We start from the raw sequence: 22,763 nt of genomic DNA, 5'->3' as shown, positions 1-22,763 counted from the left end.
AGAATCACAAGTCCGCGCAATGGCCGGACAGAGGGAGACGACAATGATCACCAAGAAGATGTTCCTTGGCTCGGCTTCGCTCGGCGCGATGCTGGTAGGCGCGGTGGCCGCGCACGCGCAGGCGGCGCCGGCACCCACCGCAGCCGAGACGCCGCAGGCGGACGCGTCCAGCGCGCCGGCGGGAGCGGCGCCCGAGATCATCGTCACCGGCATTCGCGGCTCGCTCAAGGCGGCCGAGACGATCAAGCGCAATTCGGACCAGATCGTCGACGCGATCGTGGCGCAGGACATCGGCAAGTTCCCCGATCCGACCGTCGCCTCCGCGCTCCAGCGCATTCCTGGCGTGCAGGTCTCGGTGGGCGACAACAACGAGATTCAGGGGCCGCTGATCCGCGGTCTTGGCGACATCGAAACGACGCTGAACGGCCGCGAAGTGTTCACCGGCGACGGACGTGGCTTCTCCTTTCAGGATATTCCGGCCGAAGCGCTGGCCGGCGCGCAGGTCTACAAGAACAACAGCGCCAACATGATCGAGGGCGGCGTCGCGGGCACGGTCAACATGGATCTGCACCGTCCGTTCGACTTCAAGGGTTTCACGGTCGCAGGCGGCGCCAAGGAAACGCTGTCTACCAATCTCAACGAGTCCTTCCCGTCGGCAAGCCTGCTCATCGCGGATCGCTTCGACACCGGCATCGGTGAGATCGGCGTCCTGGTCAGCGGCTCCTACGCCAAGACCAAGTTCGATCGTCCGGTCGCGTTCGACGACCTGATGCGCTCCGGCAACCATGGCCCCGAAGGTGCGGAGGGCGCGTTGATGCCGACCGGCACCGGTGGTCTCAACCAGTTCGGCACCTATTCGCGCCCGCAGCTCAACGCCTCGGTGCAGTGGCAGGCCTCGCCCGATCTGCAATTCTACGGTGACGCCCTGTGGGCGGGCTATCGCAACAAGTCGTCGACCGCGTTCATCCTCAACAGCGCGTTTGATGGAACGCAGATCACCAACCTGCAGACCGACAACAACTGCAACGATTATGCGGTGAACGACGCCGGCTACACCGGCGGCACGAACATCGAGCATCTGTGCAACGCGACCTCCTACACGTCGCTGAACAGTGTCGGCTTCACCAGCGATCAGGCGCATAAGCAGCACACCAACGATTATATCTTCGGCGGCGGCGTGAAGTACGATCATGGTCGCTTCCACGCCAATCTCGACGTCTCCTACGAGAAGTCCACCTACTGGTCGAAGACCTTCATCATCGATGTGGGCAAGCGCATTCCCGTGCTCAATGTCACCACGAACGACGATGGCGGCGTGAATTATGACGCGCCGGGCAATCCGCTGGGCGATCCGTCGGGCTTCTATTTCACCAACGGTCTCGACGACGACCGCCTGCGCTCGACCGGCGGCCTGTTCTCGACCAAGCTCGACACCAAGTACGAGGTCGGCGGCATCCTGAAGGAGATCCAGGTCGGCGCCCGCTATGCACGCCGTACCTCCCAGTATCAGGAAGTGATCGTCAATCCGCCGGCGCCGGGCGGCCCCTATGTCACGCCCGTCGACGGGCAGGGCCTGCCGGCCGACTTCATGCAGCCAGTGCCGGGCGTGCCGCGCATCGATGGCGGCCAGGCCTGGGTGCAGCCGGGTATCGACTACCTGCTCGATCCGCAGGTGGAGGACCAGCTTCGCGCGCTGTTCGGCGTGAAGCTGGGTGACCAGCCCTACGATCCCACCCGCAGCTTCGACGCCAAGGAGCAGACCTATTCGGGCTACGTCCAGGGCAAGTACGAAGTCGATTTCGGCGGCCCGTTCGTGCTCGACGGCTTGGCCGGCGTGCGCATCACGCGCACTGACCGGACGATCAGGGGCACCGGCTCGGTGGTCAATCCGGACGGTACGATCACGCTGGTGCCGGTCAGCAAGAGCACCAGTGATACCGATTTCCTGCCGAACTTCAGCGCTCGCCTGCAGATGGGCGGTGGCCTCCAGCTGCGCGCCAGCTACGGCAAGGTGTTGTCGCGTCCGGATTTCGGCTCGCTCAATCCGGGCCTGAACTATGCGCTGTCGACCAACCCGAACATCCAGAATGGCGGTTCGTCGGGCAATCCGGATCTGAAGCCGCAGAAGGCCGACGAATATGATGCGACCGCCGAATATTATTTCGGCCGTTCCAACTACGTCTCGGTCGGCGCCTATCTGAAGAACATCACCAACCGCGTGATCACGTCGGCCGATACCGAGGTGATCAACGGCATCCCCTACCAGATCTCCCGCCCGCGCAACCTGGGCAAGGCGAAGCTGAAGGGCATCGAGGCCGGCGCGCAGTATTTCTTCGATTGGCTGCCTGGCGCCTTCTCCGGCATCGGTGCCTTCGCAAACTTCACGCTGGCGGACTCGAAGGTCGAGACCAAGACCGATATCCTCTACGGCGAGCCGCTGATCGGTGTCTCGAAGTACAATTACAACCTTGGTTTCATCTACGAGAAGTACGGTATCTCGTTCCGCATGGTCTACAACCATCGCTCGAAATACTATGACGGCGACAATACGACGTCGGTCAACCTCCGTCCGGTCGATCAGGGTGTGTTCCTGAACGGCGTGCGCCCGGCGGGCCGCCTCGACTTCAGCCTGAACTACGACGTCTCGCCGAACCTGACGCTGACGGTCGATGGCACCAACATCACCAAGACGCCGTATCGCAGCTATTACGGCGATACGCTCAACCCGCACGATATTCGTTTCGACGACACGAGCTACGCGATGGGCGTGCGGTTCCGCTTCTGATTTTCCCCTGCCTGGCCGGGAGCCTCCAAGCTCCCGGCCTTTTCTTTCCGCACGAGGAGTCGTTCCGATGCGGCTGAAGTTCCTGCTGGCGGCTATTGCCAGTCTCGCGGCGGCCCCCGCGCCGGTACCCCACAATCCGATCTTCGTCGGCGCCGATCCCGACATGGTGGCGCTGTGCGGGCGCTGGTATGTCTACCCGACCAACGCGGTCGATCCGAAGGACGGCTTCGCGGCGAGCCGCTTCTACGCCTGGTCCTCGCCCGATCTGCGCCACTGGACCAAGTCCGCGCCGCTGATCGAGATGAAGGATATCGGCTGGATCGAGGCCGATGGCGCAAAGAACCACGGCCTCTGGGCGCCGAGCCTCACCGCCGCCAATGGCCGTTACTATCTCTATTATTCGGTCGGCCCGCAGAACCCGACGCCGAGCCGGCTGGGCGTCGCGATCGGCGACAGCCCCGACGGTCCCTTCAAGGACAGCGGCAAGCCTCTCCTGACCGGCGGTCATGGCTTCGAGGCGATCGATCCGATGGTGTTCGTCGATCATGACGGCAAGGCCTATCTCTATGCGGGCGGCAGTGCCGGCGCGAAGCTGCGCATCTTCCTGATGAAGCCCGACATGACCGAGATCGATCACGAGATCCAGGTCGAGACCCCGCCCAACTTCACCGAGGGCGCCTTCGTCCACGAACGGAACGGGATCTATTATCTCTCCTACAGCCATGGACATTTCGATGGGCCGGACTATTCGGTCCACTACGCGACGTCGAAGACGCCGGTCGGCCCGTGGACCTATCGTGGCGCGATCCTCACCGCCGACGCCACGCACCAGGGGCCGGGCCACCACGCCTTCGCCGAGAATCCGAAGACCCACCAGTGGTTCATCGCCTATCACCGGTGGGAGCGCGGCCCCGGACCCGGCCCGTACAAGGGCACGCGCGAGGTGGCGATCGACGCGATCCATTATACCAAGGACGGCCGCATCCTGCCCGTGAAGATGACCGATGGCCCGCCACCGCTCTCGCCGCTTCCCGCCACCTCCTGCAAGGAGCCCCGCCGATGATCGCCGCCAATCGCCGCGGACTGCTCAAGGGCGCGCTGTCGCTTTCCGCCGTGTCGCTGTTGCCGCGCGCCGCTGCCGGCGCCGCCGATGCGGGGGCCGCGCCGGACACGCTCAACGCGCATCTTTCGGGCTATCTCACCGGGCTGCACGATCCGGTGATGATCCGCGAGGGCGATACCTATCACGTCTTCGGATCGGGCGGCTGGGCGGGCGCGCCGGGGCCGAGCTGGCGTATCTCGAAAGACCTCAAGGTCTGGACGGACAACAAGCAGCCGTTCGGCATCCCCGGCTGGGCGCACGAGGCCATTCCGGATGCGACCAGCGTATGGGCGCCGGACATCTCGTTCGTCGATGGCCTGTACCGGATGTATTATTCGGTCTCGACCGGGGGATCGATGCGATCGGTCACCGGTTTCGCGACCACGCCGACGCTCGACCGCAATTCGCCGCATTACAAGTGGACCGACCACGGCCTCGTCGTCGAAACGCATCCGGGCATCGGCTATAACGCCATCGATTCCAACTTCGTGCGCGATGCCGACGGGCAGGACTGGCTGGAGTTCGGCAGTTACTGGGGTGGCCTGAAGCTCATCAAGCTCGACAGGAAGACCGGCAAGCGCGTGCCTGGCGATACGCGCATGTGGTCGCTGGCATACCGGCCGGCGCCCGAGGGGGCGGACAATCCGATCGAGGGCGGCTTCATCTTCCGCCACGGCGATTACTACTACCTTTTCGCCAGCTACGATTATTGCTGCCGGAAGCTCGCCTCCAACTATTTCGTCGCCTGCGGGCGGTCGAAATCGATCACCGGCCCTTATGTGGACAAGGAAGGCAAGCCGATGATGGAGGGGGCCGCCAAGACCGTCCTCATCGAGCGGCCCTGGGGCGGCACGCGCTGGCGCGGCCCCGGCCATTGTGGTCTGTTCCACGACAAGGACCGCGACATCATCGTCTACCACGCCTATGACGCCGAGCATGATGCCGCGCCGACCCTTCGCCTCGCCGAACTGCGCTGGGATGCGGACGGCTGGCCGGTGGCGCTGAGTTGATCGACCGGCGGACCCTGCTGGGCGCGACCGTCGCGGCGGGTGCTGCCGCGTCGCTCCCGGCGCAGCCGCCGGCGATGCCCGCATGGCCGCCGAAGGAGGGCATCCGCCTGTGGCCCGGCCGGCCTCCGGGTGCGCAGGCGACGCTGCCGACGCCCAGCCTGCAGTTGCACGGCACGGCGGCGCAGCCGGACCTCCAATTGCGTGGCGTGGCCGAGCCGATGGTCTACGTGCTGCGGCCCGCCCGGCCCAATGGCATCGGGCTGCTGACCATCCCCGGCGGCGGCTATGCCTATGAGGCGGTGTCGCACGAGGGGCTGGACGTCGCCGCGCGCTTCAACGCGATGGGCTATACGATCTTCCTGCTCGCCTACCGCCTGCCCGGCGATGGATGGCAGCATCGTTCGGACGTGCCGCTGCAGGATGCGCAGCGCGCGATCCGGCTGATCCGCGCGGGGGCGCGAGGGCTCGGCGTGGACCCGCGGCGGATCGGGCTTCTGGGCTTCTCGGCCGGCGGCCATCTCGCCGCCAGCCTGACGACGGCTTATGGCGAGGGGGTCTATGCGCCTGTCGATGCGGCGGATCGATTGTCGGCCCGGCCCGATTTCTCGGGCCTGATGTATGCCGTCACGACACTCCGCATACCGGGCACGCATCGCGGTTCCCGCGACCTGCTGCTGGGGCCGGACCCTGCGCCGGCGCTGGTCGATCACCGCTCCCCGGTGTTGCACGTCGATGCGCAGACGCCGCCATGCTTCCTGCTGCAAGCCTTCGACGACAATGTGGTGCCGCCGTCGTGCAGCGAGGAGTGGATGGCGGCCTGCCGCGCGCAGAACGTCCCGGTCGAGGCGCACCTGATCCGAAGTGGCGGCCACGGTTTCGGCGTCGGCCTGCCGGACAGCAATCCCGGCTCGCTCTGGCCGCAGCTGTTCGATCGCTGGGCGAGGGGCGTGCCGGGCTAGGGCCTCAGCACTCCACCACGTTCACCGCCAGTCCGCCGAGGCTGGTCTCCTTGTATTTGGACTTCATGTCCTCGCCGGTCTGGCGCATCGTCTCGATCACCTGATCGAGCGATACGATGTGCCGCCCGTCGCCATGCAGCGCGAGATAGGCGGCGTTGATCGCCTTGATCGCGCCCATCGTGTTGCGCTCGATGCAGGGGATCTGCACCAGCCCGCCGATCGGATCGCAGGTGAGGCCGAGATTATGCTCCATGCCGATCTCGGCAGCATTCTCAACCTGATGATTGGTGCCGCCGAGCGCCGCTGCGAGTCCTCCCGCTGCCATCGAGCAGGCGACGCCCACCTCGCCCTGACAGCCCATCTCCGCTGCGGAGATCGAGGCGCGCTTCTTGTAGAGGAAGCCAATGGCCGAGGCGGTGTAGAGCAGCTTGCGCGATCCCTCCGGCGTCGATCCGTGCACGAAGGTCTCGTAATATTTGAGCACGGCCGGGATCACGCCGGCCGCCCCATTGGTTGGGGCGGTGACGACGCGGCCGCCTGCCGCATTCTCCTCGTTCACGGCGAGCGCGTAGAGAGACACCCATTCAAAGACGAGGCTCGGATCGGCGCGCGGGCCGCGATCGAGCAGCTTGCGCTTCATCGCGGCGGCACGGCGCTGGACGTGCAGGCCGCCGGGCAGTTCGCCATCCCCCTTGCAGCCGCGTTCGATCGATCCGAACATCGCCGCGCGCACCGCGCCGAGGAAGGCGTCGGTCTCCGCATCGTCGCGCCACGCGGCCTCGTTGGCGCGGACGATATCGGCGATCGAGAGGCCGGTGGCGTCGCCGATCGCGAGCAGTTCGGCGGCCGAGCCGAACGGATAGGGGATTTCCACATTGGCGCGCACCGGCTGCTCGCCCTCCATGCGGATCGCGCCGCCGCCGATCGAATAATAGCGCCGCGTGATCCGGCTGCCGTCCGCCAGCACTGCGGTGAAGGCCATGCCGTTGGGGTGGGCGGGCAGGAAGCTCTTGTGGAAGATCAGATCCTTCGCCTCGCAGAACGGCACCTGCTCGCCGCCGCCGAGGGGGAGGCGCTTCTCGGCGCGGATGCGCTCGACCAGCGCCGGCACCGCATCCGGATCGACCCCTTCGGGCGTCTCCCCGGCGAGGCCGAGGATCACAGCGCCATCCGTCCCGTGGCCCTTGCCGGTGAGCGAGAGCGATCCGTAGAGATCGCATTTCACGCGCGCCGGAACGATGCCGTCCTCGCGCAAGGACCGCGCGAAATCGAAGGCGGCGCGCATCGGGCCGACGGTGTGGGAGCTCGACGGGCCGATGCCGATCGTGAACAATTCGGTGACGCTGATCGCCGGGCTCTGCTGGCCGGTATCGGCGGTAAGGGGGCTATTCTCCATCTCCGCCCGCTACTCCTTTCGGCGGGCGAAGGCACGGGCCAATTCGCTATATCCCGGCGTACCATTGGTAACCGGAGACATCCTCCCAGAAGCCCCCCTTGCCGCCGCCGATCCCGGCAAGACTGGCGACCGCCTCCACGCCCATCACATATTTGGCCTGCTTGTAGCCCAGCTGGCGCTCGACCCGCAGCCTGAGCGGTGCGCCGTGTCCGACGTCGAGCGTCTGCCCGTTCATCGCCCAGGCAAGGATCGTCTGTGGGTGGAAGGCATCGATCAGATCGATCGACTCGTAATAGGGCCGGCTGCCGAACGAATCCGCGCAGTGGAAGACGATATAGCGCGCCGACGATCGCAATCCGGCCTGCTTCAGCAACATGCCCAGCGGCAGACCGGTCCACTGGCCGATCGCGCTCCAGCCTTCGACGCAATCGTGGCGGGTGATCTGGGTCCGACGGGGCAGGTTGCGGATCTGCGTGAGCGACAGCGAAAGCGGGCGCGCCACCAGGCCGTCCACCGCCAGCCGCCAGTCGGCGAACCCGTCGGCGACGTGGGCGGCATATTCGGGCGTGCCCGGATCGCGGTTGCCGTTGGTGCGGAAGAAGGGCGACATGTCCGACGCGGCATATTCGGGCGCCAGCGCGGCCCGATCGGTTACGATACGCTGCGCCGAGAACGTCGCCTTCTCGCCCAGGTCGAGCAGCGCCTGACCGGTCTGCGATGCGCCGATCCTGTCGCACCCGGAGAGCAGCAGTCCGCCGGCGCCCGCGCCGAGCGAGCCGATCAGGCGGCGGCGGGAGAGACGGATCATTCGGCCTTCTCCCTCGGCAGGCGATAGCGGCCGGTGATCATCGACCGCACCTCGTTGATCGGCCCGGCCAGCACCACCATCAGCAGATGGATCAGGATGAAGGCCGCCAGCCCCATCGCGCACAGGAAATGGATCGATCGCGCCGACGGTCGCCCGCCGAACAGATCGAGCAGCCACGGCCACGCCGCGTCCATGGACGGCGACATGGTGAGGCCGGTCAGCACCACACCGGGCAGCAGCACGAAGATCACGGTGCCATAAGCGATCTTCTGCAGGATGTTGTAGCGCCGTGCCGCCTCACCGGTCGGGAAGCGCAGGCGGGCATGGTCGCGAACGTCATGCCATAGGTGGCGCGGCGTCAGCTCCGCGCGGCTCGGTGCGAGGTCGCGCCAGAAATGGCGGCGAACGAAGCCCCAGAGCAGGAAGCACAGCCCCGGCACCACCAGCAGCCATGCGAAGGCGAAATGCCATTGCCGCGCGCCGGCGAGATCATAATGCGAGGGCAGGGTCGCCCACGGCGGAAAGGCGACGATCCGCCCGCCGGCACGCACGCCGAGCACATGGGGGGTCGGGATGGTCAGCGGTCCGATGCGCAGGTGGCCGGGGGTTATGTCCAGCCAGCTGTGATCGTAATTCGCGCCATATTGGCCCCAATAGAGATGGGGATGGGCGTTGAAGATCATCAGCCCGCTCATGAGCATCACGAACACCGCGACCGCGTTCGCCCAATGCCACAGACGCACGGGCAGGCGGTGGCGATAGACGATGTCGCCACCCTCCGGCGTGGAAAGCTGCTCAGCCATATCGTCCTCGCTCTTGGACTGCACTACGCAGGACATCCCCGATCGGTTACAGACGCGCAACCTTCCGCCTTTCCGCGCGTCGCACACGTGACGAGGCCGGTTCGGCCCGCTACACCGGAGGCGCATGACGACACCCCAGATCCTGTCGTTCGCGCTGATCGGCGCGGCGATCGCAACTTTCGCCTGGGGACGCTTCCGCTACGATCTCGTCTCGCTTGTCGTGCTGCTGGTCGGCATGGGCGTCGGCGTGGTGCCGGTGAAGGAGGCGTTCACGGGCTTCACCAGCGACGTCGTGGTGATCATCGCCACCGCGCTGATCGTCTCGGCGGCGATCGCCAAATCCGGCGTGATCGAGAGCGCGCTAAGGCCCATCCTGTCCCGTCTCAACCGGCTGCGCGTGCAGGTGCCGGTGATGGCGGGCGCCACGGCGGTCCTGTCGATTCTCACCAAGAATGTCGGCGCGCTGGCGATCCTGATGCCGACCGCGCTCAAACTTGGCCGCACGGAAGGAAGTTCGGTGTCGGCGCTGCTGATGCCGATGAGCTTCATGTCGCTGCTCGGCGGGCTGGTGACTTTGGTCGGCACATCGACCAACATCATCGTCAGCCAGGTGCGGCAGGAGGAGACCGGCCACCCCTTCGCGATGTTCGATTTCGCCCCGGTCGGCCTGGGGCTGACTCTGCTCGGCCTGGTGGTGGTGACCTTCTGCTGGCCGCTGCTGCCGCGCCGGGTGGGCGGCGGAGGGCTGGAGGAGGTGGTATCGACCGCGTCCTACTCGACCGAAGCCACCATTCCCGACGAACTGCCCGACGATCTCAAGACGATTGCCGACCTCGAACTCGACAAGGATGGTGTCGAGCTGGTCGCGATCGAGCGGGCCGACGGCACGCGCACCTCGGCCAGCCCGTCCGCGCCGCTCAGGCCCGGCGAAGTGCTGGTTTTGGAAGGCGACGACGATGCGCTCTCGCGTTTCTTCGATCGCCTGCCGCTCAAGCAGGCCCATCACGACGAGGAAATCGAGAAGGCGACGCCCAAGGAAGAGATCCGCACCGTCGAGGCGGTCGTACAGCCCGAATCTCCGCTGATCGGAACGTCGGCGGCGCGCGCCCGGCTGCAGGATCGCCATGGTGTGAAGCTGCTCGCCATCGGCCGATCGAGCCAGCGTATCACCAAGCGGTTGCGCGAGGTGACCATCCGCGCGGGTGACGTCCTGCTGCTCCGGTCGGGCGAGCAGGCGATGCCCGATTTCCTGAGCCAGAGCGGCCTCCTCCCGCTCGCCGAGCGATCGGTGAAGCTCGGCAATCCGCGCCAGCGCTACGGCCCGATCGCGATTCTGGCGGTGGCGCTGGTGCTGGTGGCGTTCAAGGTGATCTCGATCGCCGCCGCCTTCTTCGGCGCGGCGGTGCTGATCGTCGTGATCGGCTCCTTGACGATGCGCGAGGCCTATGGCGCGCTCGAGCCGGAGGTGCTGGTGCTGATCGGCGCGCTCACCCCGGTGAGCGAGGCGGTGCGCCATACCGGCGGCACGGACCTGATCGCGCATGGCATGGCGCATCTGCTCACCGGCGCGCCGCCGATGCTGGTGCTGGGCGCGCTGATGGTGACGGCGATGCTGTGTTCGCCCTTCCTCCACAACGCGCCGACCGTGCTGGTGCTGGGGCCGATCGCGGTGTCGGTGGCGAAGCACCTGGGCCTTTCGCCCGATCCCTTCCTGATGGCGGTGGCGACCGGGTCGGGCTGCGACTTCCTTTCTCCTGTCGGCCACCAGTGCAACACGCTGGTGATGGGGCCGGGCGGCTATCGGTTCTGGGATTACGCGCGACTGGGCGCTCCGCTGTCGCTGATGGTGATCGTCGTGGGCACGCCGCTGATCGCGCTGGTCTGGCCGCTGACGGCGCATTGATGTGAGGAGGGCGCGGCGGCTCGGAGCATGGCCTCCGCTGCTGGTGGCCGTGCTGCTGGCTTGCCTCAGCGCCGCGCTCTGCTGGCCTGGCATCGCCGCCTACGACGCGACCACCCAGTTCACCCAGGCTGTCACCGGGCAGTATGACGACTGGCACCCGCCGATCATGGCGCGCCTCTGGTCGCTGTTCCTGAAGACGGGCGCGTGGGGAACCGCGCCGATGCTCCTCGTCCAGCTCGCGCTTTTCTGGTCGGGTCTTGCCATGCTGGCGCTGGGGTTGCGGCGGGCCAGGGCGCCCGTGGCGGGCTGGTGCGTATTGGCGATCGGCCTGTTGCCGCCGGTGCTCGACTGGATGGTGGTGGTCGACAAGGATTGCCAGATGATCGGCGCGCTGGCCTGCGCGACGGGGTTGCTCGCCCTGTTCCGGCTGGCGAAACGGCCGGTGCCGTGGTGGGCGGTCGCGATCCTCGCTGTGCTGATCGGCTATGCGCTCCTACTGCGTGCCAATTCGGTGTTCGGGGTGATGCCGCTGATTTTGGTCTGGAGCGGCTGGCTGGGGCTGCGGCGCTGGTGGGCGCGGGTCATGCTGTTGTTTGTCGCGACGCTGGCGGTGATCGGCGTGTCGGGGCCGATCAACCATGGCCTACTGAAGGCGGATCGTTCGGGCGTGCAATATACGCTGCCGATCTTCGATCTCGCCGGTATCGCGCATCACGCCCATCTGGCGGCGATGCCGGGCCTGACGGACGCCGACTGGGCGCAGGCCGAGCGGCTGCACTGCGCGACGCCGTTCTACTGGGATCCGTTTGCCGATCCCGCACGCTGCGGGCCGATGGGCAATGTCCTCGTCTCGGACGACGACGGTCCGCCGCCGCTGTTCCGCAGCTGGACCGCGGCGATCATCGCGCATCCGCTCGCCTATGCCGAGCACCGCGCAGCCCATCTCAACTCGACACTCCGGATCTTCACGCCAGCGGACGAGCGCAGTGCCGCAGCACCTTTCACGACCCCGGAAAATCTCTACGGTATCGGGGCGAAAACCACGCCAGCGAGCATCGCATTGTCCCGGATCGCGGGGAGTGCGGAGCAGACACCCATCGGTGTGCCGGCGATCTGGCTGGTGGCTGCGCTGGCGATCGGCTGGGTGCTGATCGGCACGCCGCGCCAGCCGGCGCGCTCGCTGGCGCTGTCTCTGGTGCTGTCGGCGATATTGATGACCGCGAGCTTCGCGGTGGTGAGCATCGCGTCGGACCTGCGTTATCACCTCTGGCTGATCCTCTCGACCGCGTTCGCCGCGGCCCTGCTCGGCGGATGTCGCCGGGTGCCGCGCGGGCGGCTCGCGATCGCGGCGGGCGTGCTGGTGGTCGCCTGCGTCGTCTCGGTCGTGCTGCGCGCCGGGGCGCCACTGATGAGCTACTGACTGTGCTAGGGGAGCACCATGGCCACGCTCGATCCGATCGCCGATCTCGATACGCATGAGGTCACCAACCAGCCGCCGCCGTTCGAGGAGATCGACCTCTTCGCGACGGACCGGGCGCTGGCCGATGCGGTAGGCAAAGCGGGCGGTGCGCGCCATGCGGAACGACTGGGCGTTATTGGCCGCCGTGCTGGTTCGTCCGAAGTGATCGGCTGGGGCGTCGAGGCAAACCGCCATACCCCGGAACTCGATACGCACGATCGCTGGGGGCGCCGCATCGACGAGGTCCGCTTCCATCCGGCCTATCATCAGCTGATGGATTTCGGCCTCGGTGCGGGTGTCGCCAGCGTCGCGTGGGACGGCACACCCGCAGGTCACGTCGCCCATGTCGCGACCTTGTTCCTCACCGGACAGCCGGATGCGGGAACCAGCTGCCCGATGACGATGACCTATGCGTCGGTGCCGGCGCTCTCGGTCGAGCCGGCGGTGCGCGACGAGTGGGTGCCGCGCGTCACCGCGGGCCGCTACGATCCCGCCGTCCGCCCGGCGCGCGAGAAAGCGGGCGTCACCATCGGCATGGCGATGACCGAGAAGCAGGGCGGTTCCGACGTTCGCGCCAACACCACGCGGGCCGAGCCGGTCACGGATGGCGAGGGCTGGTATCGCCTCACCGGCCACAAATGGTTCTGCTCGGCGCCGATGTGCGATGCCTTTCTGACGCTGGCTTATGCGCAGGGCGGCCTCACCTGCTTTCTGCTGCCGCGCTGGCTGCCCGGCGACGCTCGCAATGCGGGCTTCCGCATCGTGCGGCTGAAGGACAAGATGGGCGACAGGTCCAACGCATCCTCCGAGGTCGAATATCACGGCGCGCTCGCCCGGCGGATCGGCGAGGAGGGGCGGGGCGTCGCCACGATCATCCGCATGGTGCAGCACACCCGGCTCGATTGCGTGGTGGGATCGGCCGGGCAGATGCGCGCGGCGATGGCGCAGGCGCTGTGGCACACCGCGCACCGATCGGCTTTCCAGAAACGGCTCGTCGATCAGCCGGCGATGGCGGCGGTGCTTGCCGACATGGCCGTGGAGAGCGAGGCGGCGACCGCGCTGTCGCTGCGGATCGCTCAGGCGTTCGACGATAATGATCCGCTTGCCCGGTTGCTGACCCCGATCGCCAAATACTGGGTGTGCAAGCGCGCGCCTGGCCTGGTGAACGAGGCCATGGAGTGCCACGGCGGCGCCGGCTACATCGAGACCGGCCCGATGCCGCGCCTGTTCCGCCAGTCCCCGCTCAATGCGATCTGGGAGGGATCGGGCAACGTCATCGCGCTCGACATGCTGCGCGGCTTGGCGCGAGAGCCGGAGGGCGTTGCGGCGTTGCGTGCCTTCCTCGACGGCGTGCGGGGGCGGGACAGGTTCTACGATGCCTGGCTGCGCGAGCTCGATTTCAGCGCCGACGAAGGCCGCGCCCGTCTGCTCGTGGAGAAACTGGCGCTCGCGGTGCAGGCGGCCGTCCTGCTGCAATGGGACAATCCGCTGGCCGAGGCTTTCTGCCGTCTCCGCTTCGCGCCGCGTGGCTCGGCCTATGGCGCGTTTGATATCGCGGTGGATGTCCCCGCGATCGTCAGTCGATCCATGCCGGTGTGAACCAGGGGCGGCTCCAGCATTCCTGCGGATCGCGAGCCGGGTCGATTACCGATTTCGCTGGCATCCGCATCATCGCCGGCATGGCGCGGACGGGCGCGATATAGGTATTGGGCGGCCCCGTCCGGATGTCGGCGGGCTGGCGATACCAGACGCCGATCAGCGAGCAGCGCGGCGCCGGGGCCGCACGCATGGTGACTTCGGGGAACAGTTCGGAGACCACCGTCAGCGATCCGATCGCGAGGATGGTCACGAGCAGGGCGACGATGCGACGGTTGCCACCGGCCTTTGCGCGCGCCAGCAGGTCGGCGAAGGCGGCGGCGGTGACGATCAGCGGCACGATGGTGATCCGCATCTGGAAATCCTTCCAGAGCCCGACCCGCCAGAGAGGGGCGAGCAGCAGCATCGCCAGCGCCAGCAGAAGCGCATTGCGGCCGAAGCGGCTCGGTCCGCGCAGCAGCAAGGCGGGGAGGGTGAGGGGCAGCACCTCGATCGCCAACGCCAGCGCGTAGATGGCCGGTTCGATCGGATTGCGGCCCGATGCGACGCTCGCCGACCCGGCATGCTGATAGATCAGCGCGGGGAAGATGATCAGCACGGCGATCAAGCCGGCCGCGACGTCGCGCAGGCGGATCGCCCGCCCTCCGCGGAGCGCCGCGAGGAGCGCGAAGGGTAGCGCCCCCGCCGCTGCGACAGGCGACCAGAAGGCGAAGAGCGGCACCGCCGCCGCGAGGCCGCCGATCGGCAGCTTGCGCTGCTGCCAGAGCAGGAAGAACAGCGCGCATCCCCAGCCGGCGATCGCATGCTGGGGTGACCAGCTCATCTGGGTGAACAGCGCGGTATATTGGGATCCGGGCGCCCAATTCTCCATGTGGAAGAAGGGGGCGGGGCGGCCGGCCCAGCGCATCGCCAGCGTGCCGATGATGTCGAAGCCGCTGAACAGGATGAGCGTCGCCAGCGCGATCCGTCGCGCGCGGCCCGGCGCGAACAGCGACGAAGCCAGCGCCAGCATCAGCCCCAGCATCACCACATTCTGGACGAGCAGGGCGATATCGAGCGCGCGCTGCCCGGCGGCACCGGCCAGCGCGGGCAACAGGTACATGCCCAGCGGCGCGCGCAGCATCGCGGGGCCTTCCGGCAGGGCGTAATGGAAGGGCCAGGCGTGGCTCCCCAGATCGACGAGCACCGCGTCGCGCACGCGCCAGTCGGTCGGTGCGGAGAGCAGCCGGCCCTCGCCCCCGAGCAGGAGCAGTGCGCAGGCGATGGCGAGGCAGGCGAGGATCGTCCTGCCGTCGATCCGTTCGGCGTACATGTCCGGGCGAGGGACGCTCACCCAGCCGATCGCCGCTACACCGACGATGACGAGCAGCGCGTCGAGCATCGGTGACAGGCCGAGGAAGGCTGGCAGCAGCAGGTTTCCGATCGCCGCCATCGCGAGCAACGCCGCCGCCAGCCAGGTCAGCGCGATGCCACCTGGCCGGGGGTATGGGCGCGGGATATCCGGTCCGGTCTGCGGGACGCTCATGGGCAGGACCATGCGCCGGACATGGTTACCAAGGCTGTAACGACGCACGGTCAGGCGCTGGCTGTGCCGGCTCCGAAGCGGGCGGTGAGCGCATAGCGGCCGGCGACGAAATGCTGGCGGACGAAGGTGATGCTCTCTTCTCCCCGCCACGTGCGCCGCTCGATCGTCAGGCAGGCGGCGGCGGGCGCGATGCGCAGATGTGCGGCGCAGGCGCGGTCGGCCGCTTCCGCACCGATGCGGTTCTCGGCTTCTGTCCAGGGGATGTGGCGTAGCAGCCACGAGCCGGGGGGCATGTCGGCGAAGTCCGCCGCCTCGATCTCCGGCACCGCTTCCAGGCTGATCCAGCGCTCCTCGTAGGCGAGCGGCACGTCGTCGGCATGGTGGACGCCGCTGACGAACAGGGTACGGCCCGATCCGGGGAGCGGGATGGCGCCGCCCTCGATCACCCGCCGCTCGACCGGCGCGTAGCGATAGGCCTGCCCCCGCGCCGCCATCTCGACCGCGAGGTCCGGCACGTCGAGAACCATCGATTCGGTGCGGCGATGCGCGACCACCGTGCCCGCCCGCTTGCGCCGTGACACCAGCCCGGCGGCGGCGAGCGCGGAGAGCGCCTTGTTGACCGTCATCCGCGCGCAGCCATATTCGCCCATCAGCTCCAGCTCGGAGGGAATGCGGCTGCCCGGCGCCAGCGCGCCCGAGAGGATCGCGCCCTCGATCTCGGCGCGGATGCGCTCGTGGAGCGGCGCGGGCTTCACTGGAGCAGGCCGGTTAGGGCTGTGCGGTAGCGCGCGACGATCGCGTCACGGGCGTGGTGGCGGCCGCCGGAGACGACCTTCCGCCCGCGACGCCACACGGTGTCGACCGCGCCGCGCCGGGCGGCGAAGATCCAGCCGTCGAGCCAGGCGTCGCCCTCGCGCGCGATCAGGGCCGGGTGATCGGCGTCGAGGCTGACGATATCCGCCGCACAGCCCACGGCCAGCGCCGATCGCGCGCCCAGCGCCTGCCCCCCGCCCGCCAGCACCGCGCGAAGGATAGCGCCGCCGGTGCTGCCGCCCGCCCCGGTCGCGAGGTCGTTGCGCGACTGGTGGGCGAGGCGCTGACCATATTCGAGCAGCCGCATCTCCTCCGCCGCGTCGATCAGCACGTTGGAATCGCTGCCGATGCCGTAGGCGCCGCCTTTGCCGAGAAAGTCGCGCATCGGGAACAAGCCGTCGCCGAGATTGGCCTCGGTGATCGGGCAGAGACCGGCGACGGCGCCGCTCCCGGCCATGGCCAGCGTCTCGGTTTCGGTCATGTGGGTGGCGTGGACGAGGCACCAGCGTGCGTCGACCGGCGCATGATCGAGCAGCCATCCGACCGGCCGCGCACCCGACCAGGCGAGGCAGTCGCGCACCTCCTTCTGCTGTTCGGCAATGTGGATGTGGATCGGTGCGCATGGTTCCGCCATCGCGACCAGCGCCGCCAGTTCCTCGGGCGTAACGGCGCGCAGCGAATGGGGGGCGAGGCCGGTCACCGCATCAGGCAATGCCGCCAGCGCGTCGGCCGATCGCGCGCGCAGGCGGGCGAAGCCGTCGATGTCGTGGAGGAAGCGGCGCTGGCCCTCGCCCGGCGCCTGCCCGCCGAAGCCGGCGTGCGCGTAGAAGACCGGCAGCAGGGTGAGCGCGATCCCGGTTTCCTCGGCCGCCCCTGCGAGCGCCGCCGCCATCTCGGCCGGATCGGTGTAAGGCGTGCCGTCCGGCGCATGGTGGAGGTAATGGAACTCGCCGACGCGGGTGAAGCCGCCCTCCAGCATCTCCAGATAGGCCATCGCCGCGATCGCGCGCATCTCGTCCGGACCCATCCGGCCGACGAAGCGGTACATCACCTCACGCCACGTCCAGAAGCTGTCGTCGCTCGCGCCGCGCCGCTCGGCGAGGCCAGCCATGCCGCGCTGGAAAGCATGGGAGTGAAGGTTGGGCAGGCCGGGCAGACCGATCGCGTGCGTTTCGTAGGCGGGAGCGGGCGCTATGCCGGTCTCGATCCGCGCGATCCGGCCCTCGGCGACGGTGATCGCGACATCGCGCACCCAGCCGTCCGGCAACATCGCATATTCGAAATGCAGGCGCAGGCTCGACATGCGATGGCTCCGACCGGGACCGAGATAAAATGTCTATACATAATGAGTGGTCGATGCAATGATCGCCCATCATCACCAGAGGCTCCGATAGGCTCCGCAATGGATTGCGACACGATCTGGACCAGCGCGACCCTGCTCACCATGACGGGCGGGGCGGCGGGCGAATCCGTTGTGTCGCAGGGCCTTGTCGCGGCGAAGAATGGGCGGATCGTCTACGTCGGGGCCGCCGATGCCGCCCCCGATCTCACCGCGACTCGCGTGATCGATTGCGAGGGGCGGCTGCTCACGCCGGGCCTGATCGATTGCCACACGCACCTCGTCCATGGTGGCAGCCGCGCGGGCGAGTGGGAGGCGCGGCTCGCCGGTGCCAGCTACGAGGAAATCGCGCGGGCGGGGGGCGGCATCGTCTCCACCATGCGCGCCACCCGCGAGGCGAGCGAGGAGCAACTGGTCGCTGCGAGCCTGCCAAGGCTGGAGGCGCTGATCGCCGATGGCGTCACCACCGTCGAGATCAAGTCCGGCTACGGGCTGGAACTGGCGAGCGAGCGGCGGATGCTGCGCGCGACCCGTGCGCTCGGCGAGCGCTGCGGGGTGACGGTACGCACCACCTTCCTCGGCGCGCACGCGCTGCCGCCCGAATATGCCGGTCGTGCCGACGAGTATGTCGCGCTGGTCACCGAGGAGATGCTGCCCGCGCTCGCCGCCGAGGGGCTGATCGATGCGGTCGACGCCTTCTGCGAGGGGATCGGCTTCACCCCTGCGCAGACCGAACGGGTGTTCGCCGCCGCCCGCGCGCTCGCCCTGCCGGTGAAGCTCCATGCCGAGCAACTCTCCAACCTCCACGGCGCAGCGCTCGCCGCGCGCTACGGCGCGCTGTCCGCCGACCATCTCGAATATCTGGACGACGACGGCATCGCGGCGATGGCGGCGAGCGGCACGGTGGCGACCCTGCTGCCCGGCGCCTTCTACTTCACCCGCGAGACGAAACTGCCGCCGGTGCAGGGCCTGCGCGATGCCGGCGTGCCGATCGCCATCGCGACCGACTGCAATCCGGGCACCAGCCCGCTCACCTCGCTGCTGCTCGCCATGAACATGGCGGCGACCCTGTTCCGCATGACCGTCGCGGAATGTTGGGCCGGCACCACCCGCAACGCCGCGAAGGCGCTGGGGCTGGCCGACGTCGGCGCGCTGGTGCCCGGTCACTGGGCCGACATCGCATTGTGGGATGTCGAGAGCCCGGCGGAGCTCGTCTATCGCATGGGTGGACGACCGCTCCATGCCCGTTACCGGAGAGGCATTTGACCGACATCGTCCTGATCCCCGGCGCCGTCCCGCTGGCTGACTGGCGCGCCATCTATCGCGGCGCGACGCCGCGCCTCGATGCCTCTTCCGCTCCCGTGATCGCCGAGAGCGCCGCGGCGGTGGCGCGCATCCTGGCGAAGGGTGAGCCGGTCTACGGGATCAACACCGGCTTCGGTAAACTTGCCAGCGTGCGGATCGGCGACGAGGATCTCGCCACGCTCCAGCGCAACATCGTGCTGAGCCATGCGGCGGGCACGGGCGCGCCCTCGCCGGTGCCGGTGGTGCGGCTGATGATGGCGCTGAAGCTCGCCAGCCTCGCCCAGGGCGCCTCGGGCGTGAAGCCGGAGACCGTCACGCTGATCGAGGCGATGCTGGTGCGCGGCCTCACACCGGTAATCCCGTCGCAGGGATCGGTGGGCGCATCGGGAGACCTCGCGCCGCTATCCCATATGGCGGCCGCAATGATCGGCGTCGGAGACATCATGGTTGCCGGCAAGCGCTGGCCCGCTGAGGAGGCGCTGCGCGAGGTCGGGCTAATGCCGCTGGAACTCGGGCCGAAGGAGGGCCTGGCGCTCCTCAACGGCACGCAATTCTCCACCGCCAATGCGCTCGCCGGATTGTTCGGGGCGGAGCGGCTGTTCCAGTCGGCGCTGGTGACCGGCGCGCTCTCCACCGAGGCGGCCAAGGGGTCGGACACGCCGTTCGATCACCGCATCCACGCGCTGCGCCGCCATCGCGGCCAGATCGAGACGGCCGACGCGCTGCGCACCCTGATGGCGGGATCGGCGATCCGCGCGAGCCATCTCGTCGGCGATGCTCGCGTGCAGGATCCCTATTGCCTGCGCTGCCAGCCGCAGGTGATGGGTGCCGCGCTCGACGTGCTGCGCCAGGCGGCGGCGACGCTGGAGACCGAGGCCAACGGCGTCTCCGACAATCCTTTGATCTTCCCCGAAGCCGACGAGGCGCTGTCGGGCGGCAATTTCCACGCCGAGCCGGTGGCCTTCGCTGCCGACATGATCGCGCTGGCGGTCTGCGAGATCGGCTCGATCGCCGAGCGGCGGATCGCGATGCTGGTCGATCCGGCACTGTCGGGTCTGCCGGCCTTCCTGACGCCCAAGCCCGGCCTCAACTCCGGCTTCATGATTCCGCAGGTGACGGCTGCTGCCTTGGTCTCCGAGAACAAGCAGCGGGCTACTCCGGCGAGTGTCGACTCGATCCCCACCTCGGCCAATCAGGAGGATCATGTCTCGATGGCCGCCCATGGCGCGCGGCGGCTGCTCGACATGGTGGAAAATGCCTCCGCCGTGATCGGAATCGAGTTGCTGGCGGCGGTGCAGGGCTGCGATTTCCATGCGCCTCTGCTCTCCAGCGAAGCGCTGGAGGCGGCGCGCGCGACGCTGCGCAAGGTGGTGCCGCATCTCGACGACGATCGCCATTTTCACCCGGACATGGAGGCGGCCAACGTCCTCGTCCGCTCGGGCGCGCTGATCGAGGCGGCGGGGCTTGACCTGCCGGGGCTGGGGTGAGGGGCTTCCTCGACATCCACCGCGGCACCGCGCCGCTAGTCGTCGGTTTCCCGCATACCGGCACCGATCTGCCGCCCGAGCTGGAGGGGGCCTTCGTCTCCCCCTGGCTGGCCCGCAAGGATGCCGACTGGTGGATCGACCGTCTCTACGCCTTCGCTTGCGATCTCGGCGCGACGACGGTCCGCACCCGCTATTCCCGCAGCGTGATCGACTGCAACCGCGATCCCTCGGGCGTGTCGCTCTATCCGGGGCAGACCACCACTGGCCTGTGCCCTGTCGAGACGTTCGATGGCGAGTCGCTCTATTCCGGCGCCGGGCCGGACGAGGCCGAGATCGATCGCCGCCGCCTTGCTTATTTCAATCCCTATCACGAAGCGCTCGCCACCGAACTGATGCGGCTGCGTACCGAGCATCGCAACGTCGTCCTCTACGATGCGCACTCGATCCGCAGCCACGTGCCGCGCCTGTTTGGCGGCGAGCTGCCGCAGTTCAACATCGGCACCAACAATCGCGAGACCTGCGACCCTGCGTTGGCGCAAGCGGTGGAGGCGATCTGCGCCGCGAGCGGCCACAGCCACGTCCTCGACGGCCGCTTCCGAGGGGGCTGGACGACGCGCCATTATGGCCGCCCGGCCGACGGCATCCATGCCATCCAGATGGAGCTTTCGATGCGCGGCTACATGGCCGAGCCGGAGCGCCCCGGCCCCGACAACTGGCCCAGCCCGATCGATCCCCAACCCGCCATCCTGCCCATCCTCAAGCAGGTTCTCGAAGCCTGTCTTTCCTTTGCCAAGGAGCGCGCATGAGCCGCATCGACAACAGCCGCGTCATCAAATCCCCCACCGGCCCGGAACTGTCGGCGAAGAGCTGGCTGACCGAAGCGCCGATGCGGATGCTGATGAACAACCTCCACCCGGATGTCGCCGAACGGCCCGAGGAGCTGGTCGTCTATGGCGGCATCGGCCGCGCCGCGCGCGACTGGGAGAGCTTCGACGCGATCGTCGCGACGCTGAAGCGGCTGGAAGGCGACCAGACCCTGCTCGTCCAGTCGGGCAAGCCGGTCGGCGTGTTCCGCACCCATCCCGAAGCGCCGCGCGTGCTGATCGCCAACTCCAACCTCGTGCCCAAATGGGCGAACTGGGAGCATTTCAACGAGTTGGATAAGCGCGGCCTCGCCATGTACGGCCAGATGACCGCCGGATCGTGGATCTACATCGGCACGCAGGGCATCGTGCAGGGCACCTACGAGACCTTCGTGGAGATGGGCCGCCAGCACTACGACGGCGATCTTTCCGGCAAATGGCTGCTGACGGCGGGCCTCGGCGGCATGGGCGGCGCGCAGCCGCTGGCGGCGGTGATGGCGGGGGCTTCCTGCCTCGCGATCGAGTGCCAGCCGAGCCGCATCGAGATGCGCCTGCGCACCGGCTATCTCGACAAGTCCGCGACCACGATAGACGAGGCGCTGGCGATGATCGAGGCGGCGAAGGCCGAGGGGAAACCGGTCTCCGTCGGCCTGCTCGGCAACGCCGCTGAACTGCTGCCCGAGATGTTCAGGCGCGGCATCCGACCCGACCTGCTGACCGACCAGACCTCCGCCCACGATCCGGTCAACGGCTACCTTCCTGCCGGCTGGACGGTCGCGGACTGGATCGAACGGCGCGAGCGCGAGCCGGAAGCGGTGGCGAAGGCCGCCAAGGCCTCGATGGCCGTCCACGTTCAGGCTATGCTCGATTTCCAGAAGGCCGGCGTGCCGACCGTCGATTATGGCAACAACATCCGCCAGGTTGCCAAGGACGAGGGCGTGGCGAACGCCTTCGATTTCCCCGGCTTCGTGCCCGCCTACATCCGCCCGCTCTTCTGCCGGGGCATCGGGCCGTTCCGCTGGGCGGCGCTCTCGGGTGATCCCGAGGACATCTACAAGACCGACGCCAAGGTAAAGGAACTGCTGCCCGACAACGCGCATCTCCACCGCTGGCTCGACATGGCGCGCGAGAAGATCCACTTCCAGGGCCTGCCCGCGCGGATCTGCTGGGTCGGGCTGGGCGACCGTCACCGGCTTGGCCTTGCCTTCAACGAGATGGTGGCCAACGGCGAACTGAAGGCTCCCGTGGTGATCGGCCGCGATCACCTCGACAGCGGATCGGTCGCCTCGCCCAACCGCGAGACCGAGGCGATGAAGGATGGCACCGATGCCGTTTCCGACTGGCCGCTGCTCAACGCGCTGCTCAACACCGCGTCGGGCGCGACCTGGGTGTCGCTCCACCATGGCGGCGGCGTCGGCATGGGCTATTCGCAGCACGCCGGCATGGTGATCGTCGCAGACGGCACACCCGAGGCGGCGAAGCGGCTGGAGCGCGTGCTGTGGAACGACCCCGCCACCGGCGTGATGCGCCACGCCGATGCCGGCTACGACATCGCGATCGACTGCGCGCGGGAGAAGGGGCTGGATCTGCCGGGCATCCTCGGCTGATGG

Annotated in this window: 17 protein-coding genes; 11 read left to right on the top strand and 6 right to left on the bottom strand. The window is 68.0% G+C overall.

Annotated features, from left to right (window positions below):
• Nucleotides 1-43 precede the first annotated feature (43 nt).
• The 4 genes from QGN17_RS10030 (at nt 44) to QGN17_RS10015 (ending at nt 5,856) form a co-directional block, all read left to right on the top strand.
• Nucleotides 44-2,785 (top strand): TonB-dependent receptor, encoded by a 2,742-nt coding sequence (locus QGN17_RS10030; RefSeq protein WP_281044335.1) that lies wholly within the window; start codon nt 44-46, stop codon nt 2,783-2,785.
• 67 nt (nt 2,786-2,852) lie between these two features.
• A complete protein-coding gene (locus QGN17_RS10025) occupies nt 2,853-3,848 on the top strand; it encodes a family 43 glycosylhydrolase (protein ID WP_281044334.1) in 996 nt (331 codons plus the stop codon).
• Nucleotides 3,845-4,897, top strand: a complete 1,053-nt coding sequence (locus QGN17_RS10020; RefSeq protein ID WP_281044333.1) for an arabinan endo-1,5-alpha-L-arabinosidase — start codon at nt 3,845-3,847, stop codon at nt 4,895-4,897. The genes QGN17_RS10025 and QGN17_RS10020 overlap by 4 nt, the downstream gene beginning before the upstream one ends.
• Nucleotides 4,894-5,856: an alpha/beta hydrolase gene (locus QGN17_RS10015; protein WP_281044332.1), complete on the top strand. Its 963-nt coding sequence runs from the start codon at nt 4,894-4,896 to the stop codon at nt 5,854-5,856. Before QGN17_RS10020 ends, QGN17_RS10015 begins: the two co-directional genes overlap by 4 nt.
• Before the next feature lie 4 nt (nt 5,857-5,860).
• On the opposite strand, the gene QGN17_RS10010 is transcribed toward QGN17_RS10015, so the two are convergent.
• Genes QGN17_RS10010 through QGN17_RS10000 form a run of 3 tightly spaced genes read right to left on the bottom strand, consistent with a single transcriptional unit; the run spans nt 5,861 to nt 8,863 of the window.
• On the bottom strand, nt 5,861-7,252 hold the full coding sequence (locus QGN17_RS10010) for an L-serine ammonia-lyase (protein WP_281044331.1): 1,392 nt from the start codon (nt 7,250-7,252) through the stop codon (nt 5,861-5,863).
• A gap of 46 nt (nt 7,253-7,298) precedes the next feature.
• Entirely contained in the window at nt 7,299-8,060 is a 762-nt protein-coding gene (locus QGN17_RS10005) for a molybdopterin-dependent oxidoreductase (protein ID WP_281044330.1), read from the bottom strand.
• Nucleotides 8,057-8,863 (bottom strand): cytochrome b/b6 domain-containing protein, encoded by an 807-nt coding sequence (locus QGN17_RS10000; protein WP_281044329.1) that lies wholly within the window; start codon nt 8,861-8,863, stop codon nt 8,057-8,059. Before QGN17_RS10000 ends, QGN17_RS10005 begins: the two co-directional genes overlap by 4 nt.
• A 124-nt stretch (nt 8,864-8,987) precedes the next feature.
• Here QGN17_RS10000 and QGN17_RS09995 point away from each other — a divergent pair, with 124 nt between their 5' ends.
• Genes QGN17_RS09995 through QGN17_RS09985 form a run of 3 tightly spaced genes read left to right on the top strand, consistent with a single transcriptional unit; the run spans nt 8,988 to nt 13,824 of the window.
• Nucleotides 8,988-10,766 carry an SLC13 family permease gene (locus tag QGN17_RS09995; RefSeq protein ID WP_281044328.1) on the top strand — a complete coding sequence of 593 codons (1,779 nt, stop codon included), beginning with the start codon at nt 8,988-8,990 and terminating at the stop codon, nt 10,764-10,766.
• Nucleotide 10,767: 1 nt separating this feature from the next.
• Nucleotides 10,768-12,186 (top strand): hypothetical protein, encoded by a 1,419-nt coding sequence (locus tag QGN17_RS09990; RefSeq protein ID WP_281044327.1) that lies wholly within the window; start codon nt 10,768-10,770, stop codon nt 12,184-12,186.
• Nucleotides 12,187-12,204: 18 nt separating this feature from the next.
• Nucleotides 12,205-13,824 carry an acyl-CoA dehydrogenase family protein gene (locus tag QGN17_RS09985; RefSeq protein ID WP_281044326.1) on the top strand — a complete coding sequence of 540 codons (1,620 nt, stop codon included), beginning with the start codon at nt 12,205-12,207 and terminating at the stop codon, nt 13,822-13,824.
• Here QGN17_RS09985 and QGN17_RS09980 read toward each other — a convergent pair.
• The 3 genes from QGN17_RS09980 to QGN17_RS09970 are packed head-to-tail and all read right to left on the bottom strand — an operon-like array spanning nt 13,802 to nt 17,462.
• Nucleotides 13,802-15,346 carry a hypothetical protein gene (locus tag QGN17_RS09980; protein WP_281044325.1) on the bottom strand — a complete coding sequence of 515 codons (1,545 nt, stop codon included), beginning with the start codon at nt 15,344-15,346 and terminating at the stop codon, nt 13,802-13,804. The genes QGN17_RS09985 and QGN17_RS09980 overlap by 23 nt on opposite strands.
• A 50-nt stretch (nt 15,347-15,396) precedes the next feature.
• Nucleotides 15,397-16,101, bottom strand: coding sequence for a UTRA domain-containing protein (locus QGN17_RS09975; RefSeq protein WP_281044324.1), 705 nt, complete (start codon nt 16,099-16,101; stop codon nt 15,397-15,399).
• Nucleotides 16,098-17,462: a formimidoylglutamate deiminase gene (locus QGN17_RS09970; protein ID WP_281044323.1), complete on the bottom strand. Its 1,365-nt coding sequence runs from the start codon at nt 17,460-17,462 to the stop codon at nt 16,098-16,100. Before QGN17_RS09970 ends, QGN17_RS09975 begins: the two co-directional genes overlap by 4 nt.
• Before the next feature lie 99 nt (nt 17,463-17,561).
• On the opposite strand from QGN17_RS09970, the gene hutI reads away from it, so the two are divergent.
• Genes hutI through hutU form a run of 4 tightly spaced genes read left to right on the top strand, consistent with a single transcriptional unit; the run spans nt 17,562 to nt 22,760 of the window.
• Nucleotides 17,562-18,764, top strand: coding sequence for an imidazolonepropionase (hutI, locus tag QGN17_RS09965; protein ID WP_281044322.1), 1,203 nt, complete (start codon nt 17,562-17,564; stop codon nt 18,762-18,764).
• A complete protein-coding gene (gene hutH, locus QGN17_RS09960) occupies nt 18,761-20,290 on the top strand; it encodes a histidine ammonia-lyase (protein ID WP_281044321.1) in 1,530 nt (509 codons plus the stop codon). Before hutI ends, hutH begins: the two co-directional genes overlap by 4 nt.
• Nucleotides 20,287-21,096, top strand: coding sequence for an N-formylglutamate deformylase (gene hutG / locus QGN17_RS09955; protein ID WP_281044320.1), 810 nt, complete (start codon nt 20,287-20,289; stop codon nt 21,094-21,096). The genes hutH and hutG overlap by 4 nt, the downstream gene beginning before the upstream one ends.
• Nucleotides 21,093-22,760 carry a urocanate hydratase gene (gene hutU / locus QGN17_RS09950; RefSeq protein WP_281044319.1) on the top strand — a complete coding sequence of 556 codons (1,668 nt, stop codon included), beginning with the start codon at nt 21,093-21,095 and terminating at the stop codon, nt 22,758-22,760. Before hutG ends, hutU begins: the two co-directional genes overlap by 4 nt.
• Nucleotides 22,761-22,763 lie beyond the last annotated feature (3 nt).

Origin of the sequence: Sphingomonas oryzagri (assembly GCF_029906645.1) — a bacterium.
Taxonomy (GTDB): domain Bacteria; phylum Pseudomonadota; class Alphaproteobacteria; order Sphingomonadales; family Sphingomonadaceae; genus Solisphingomonas; species Solisphingomonas oryzagri.
The sequence above is the reverse complement of the archived record's forward strand: the minus strand, read 5'-3'. Positions and strand labels throughout refer to the sequence as shown.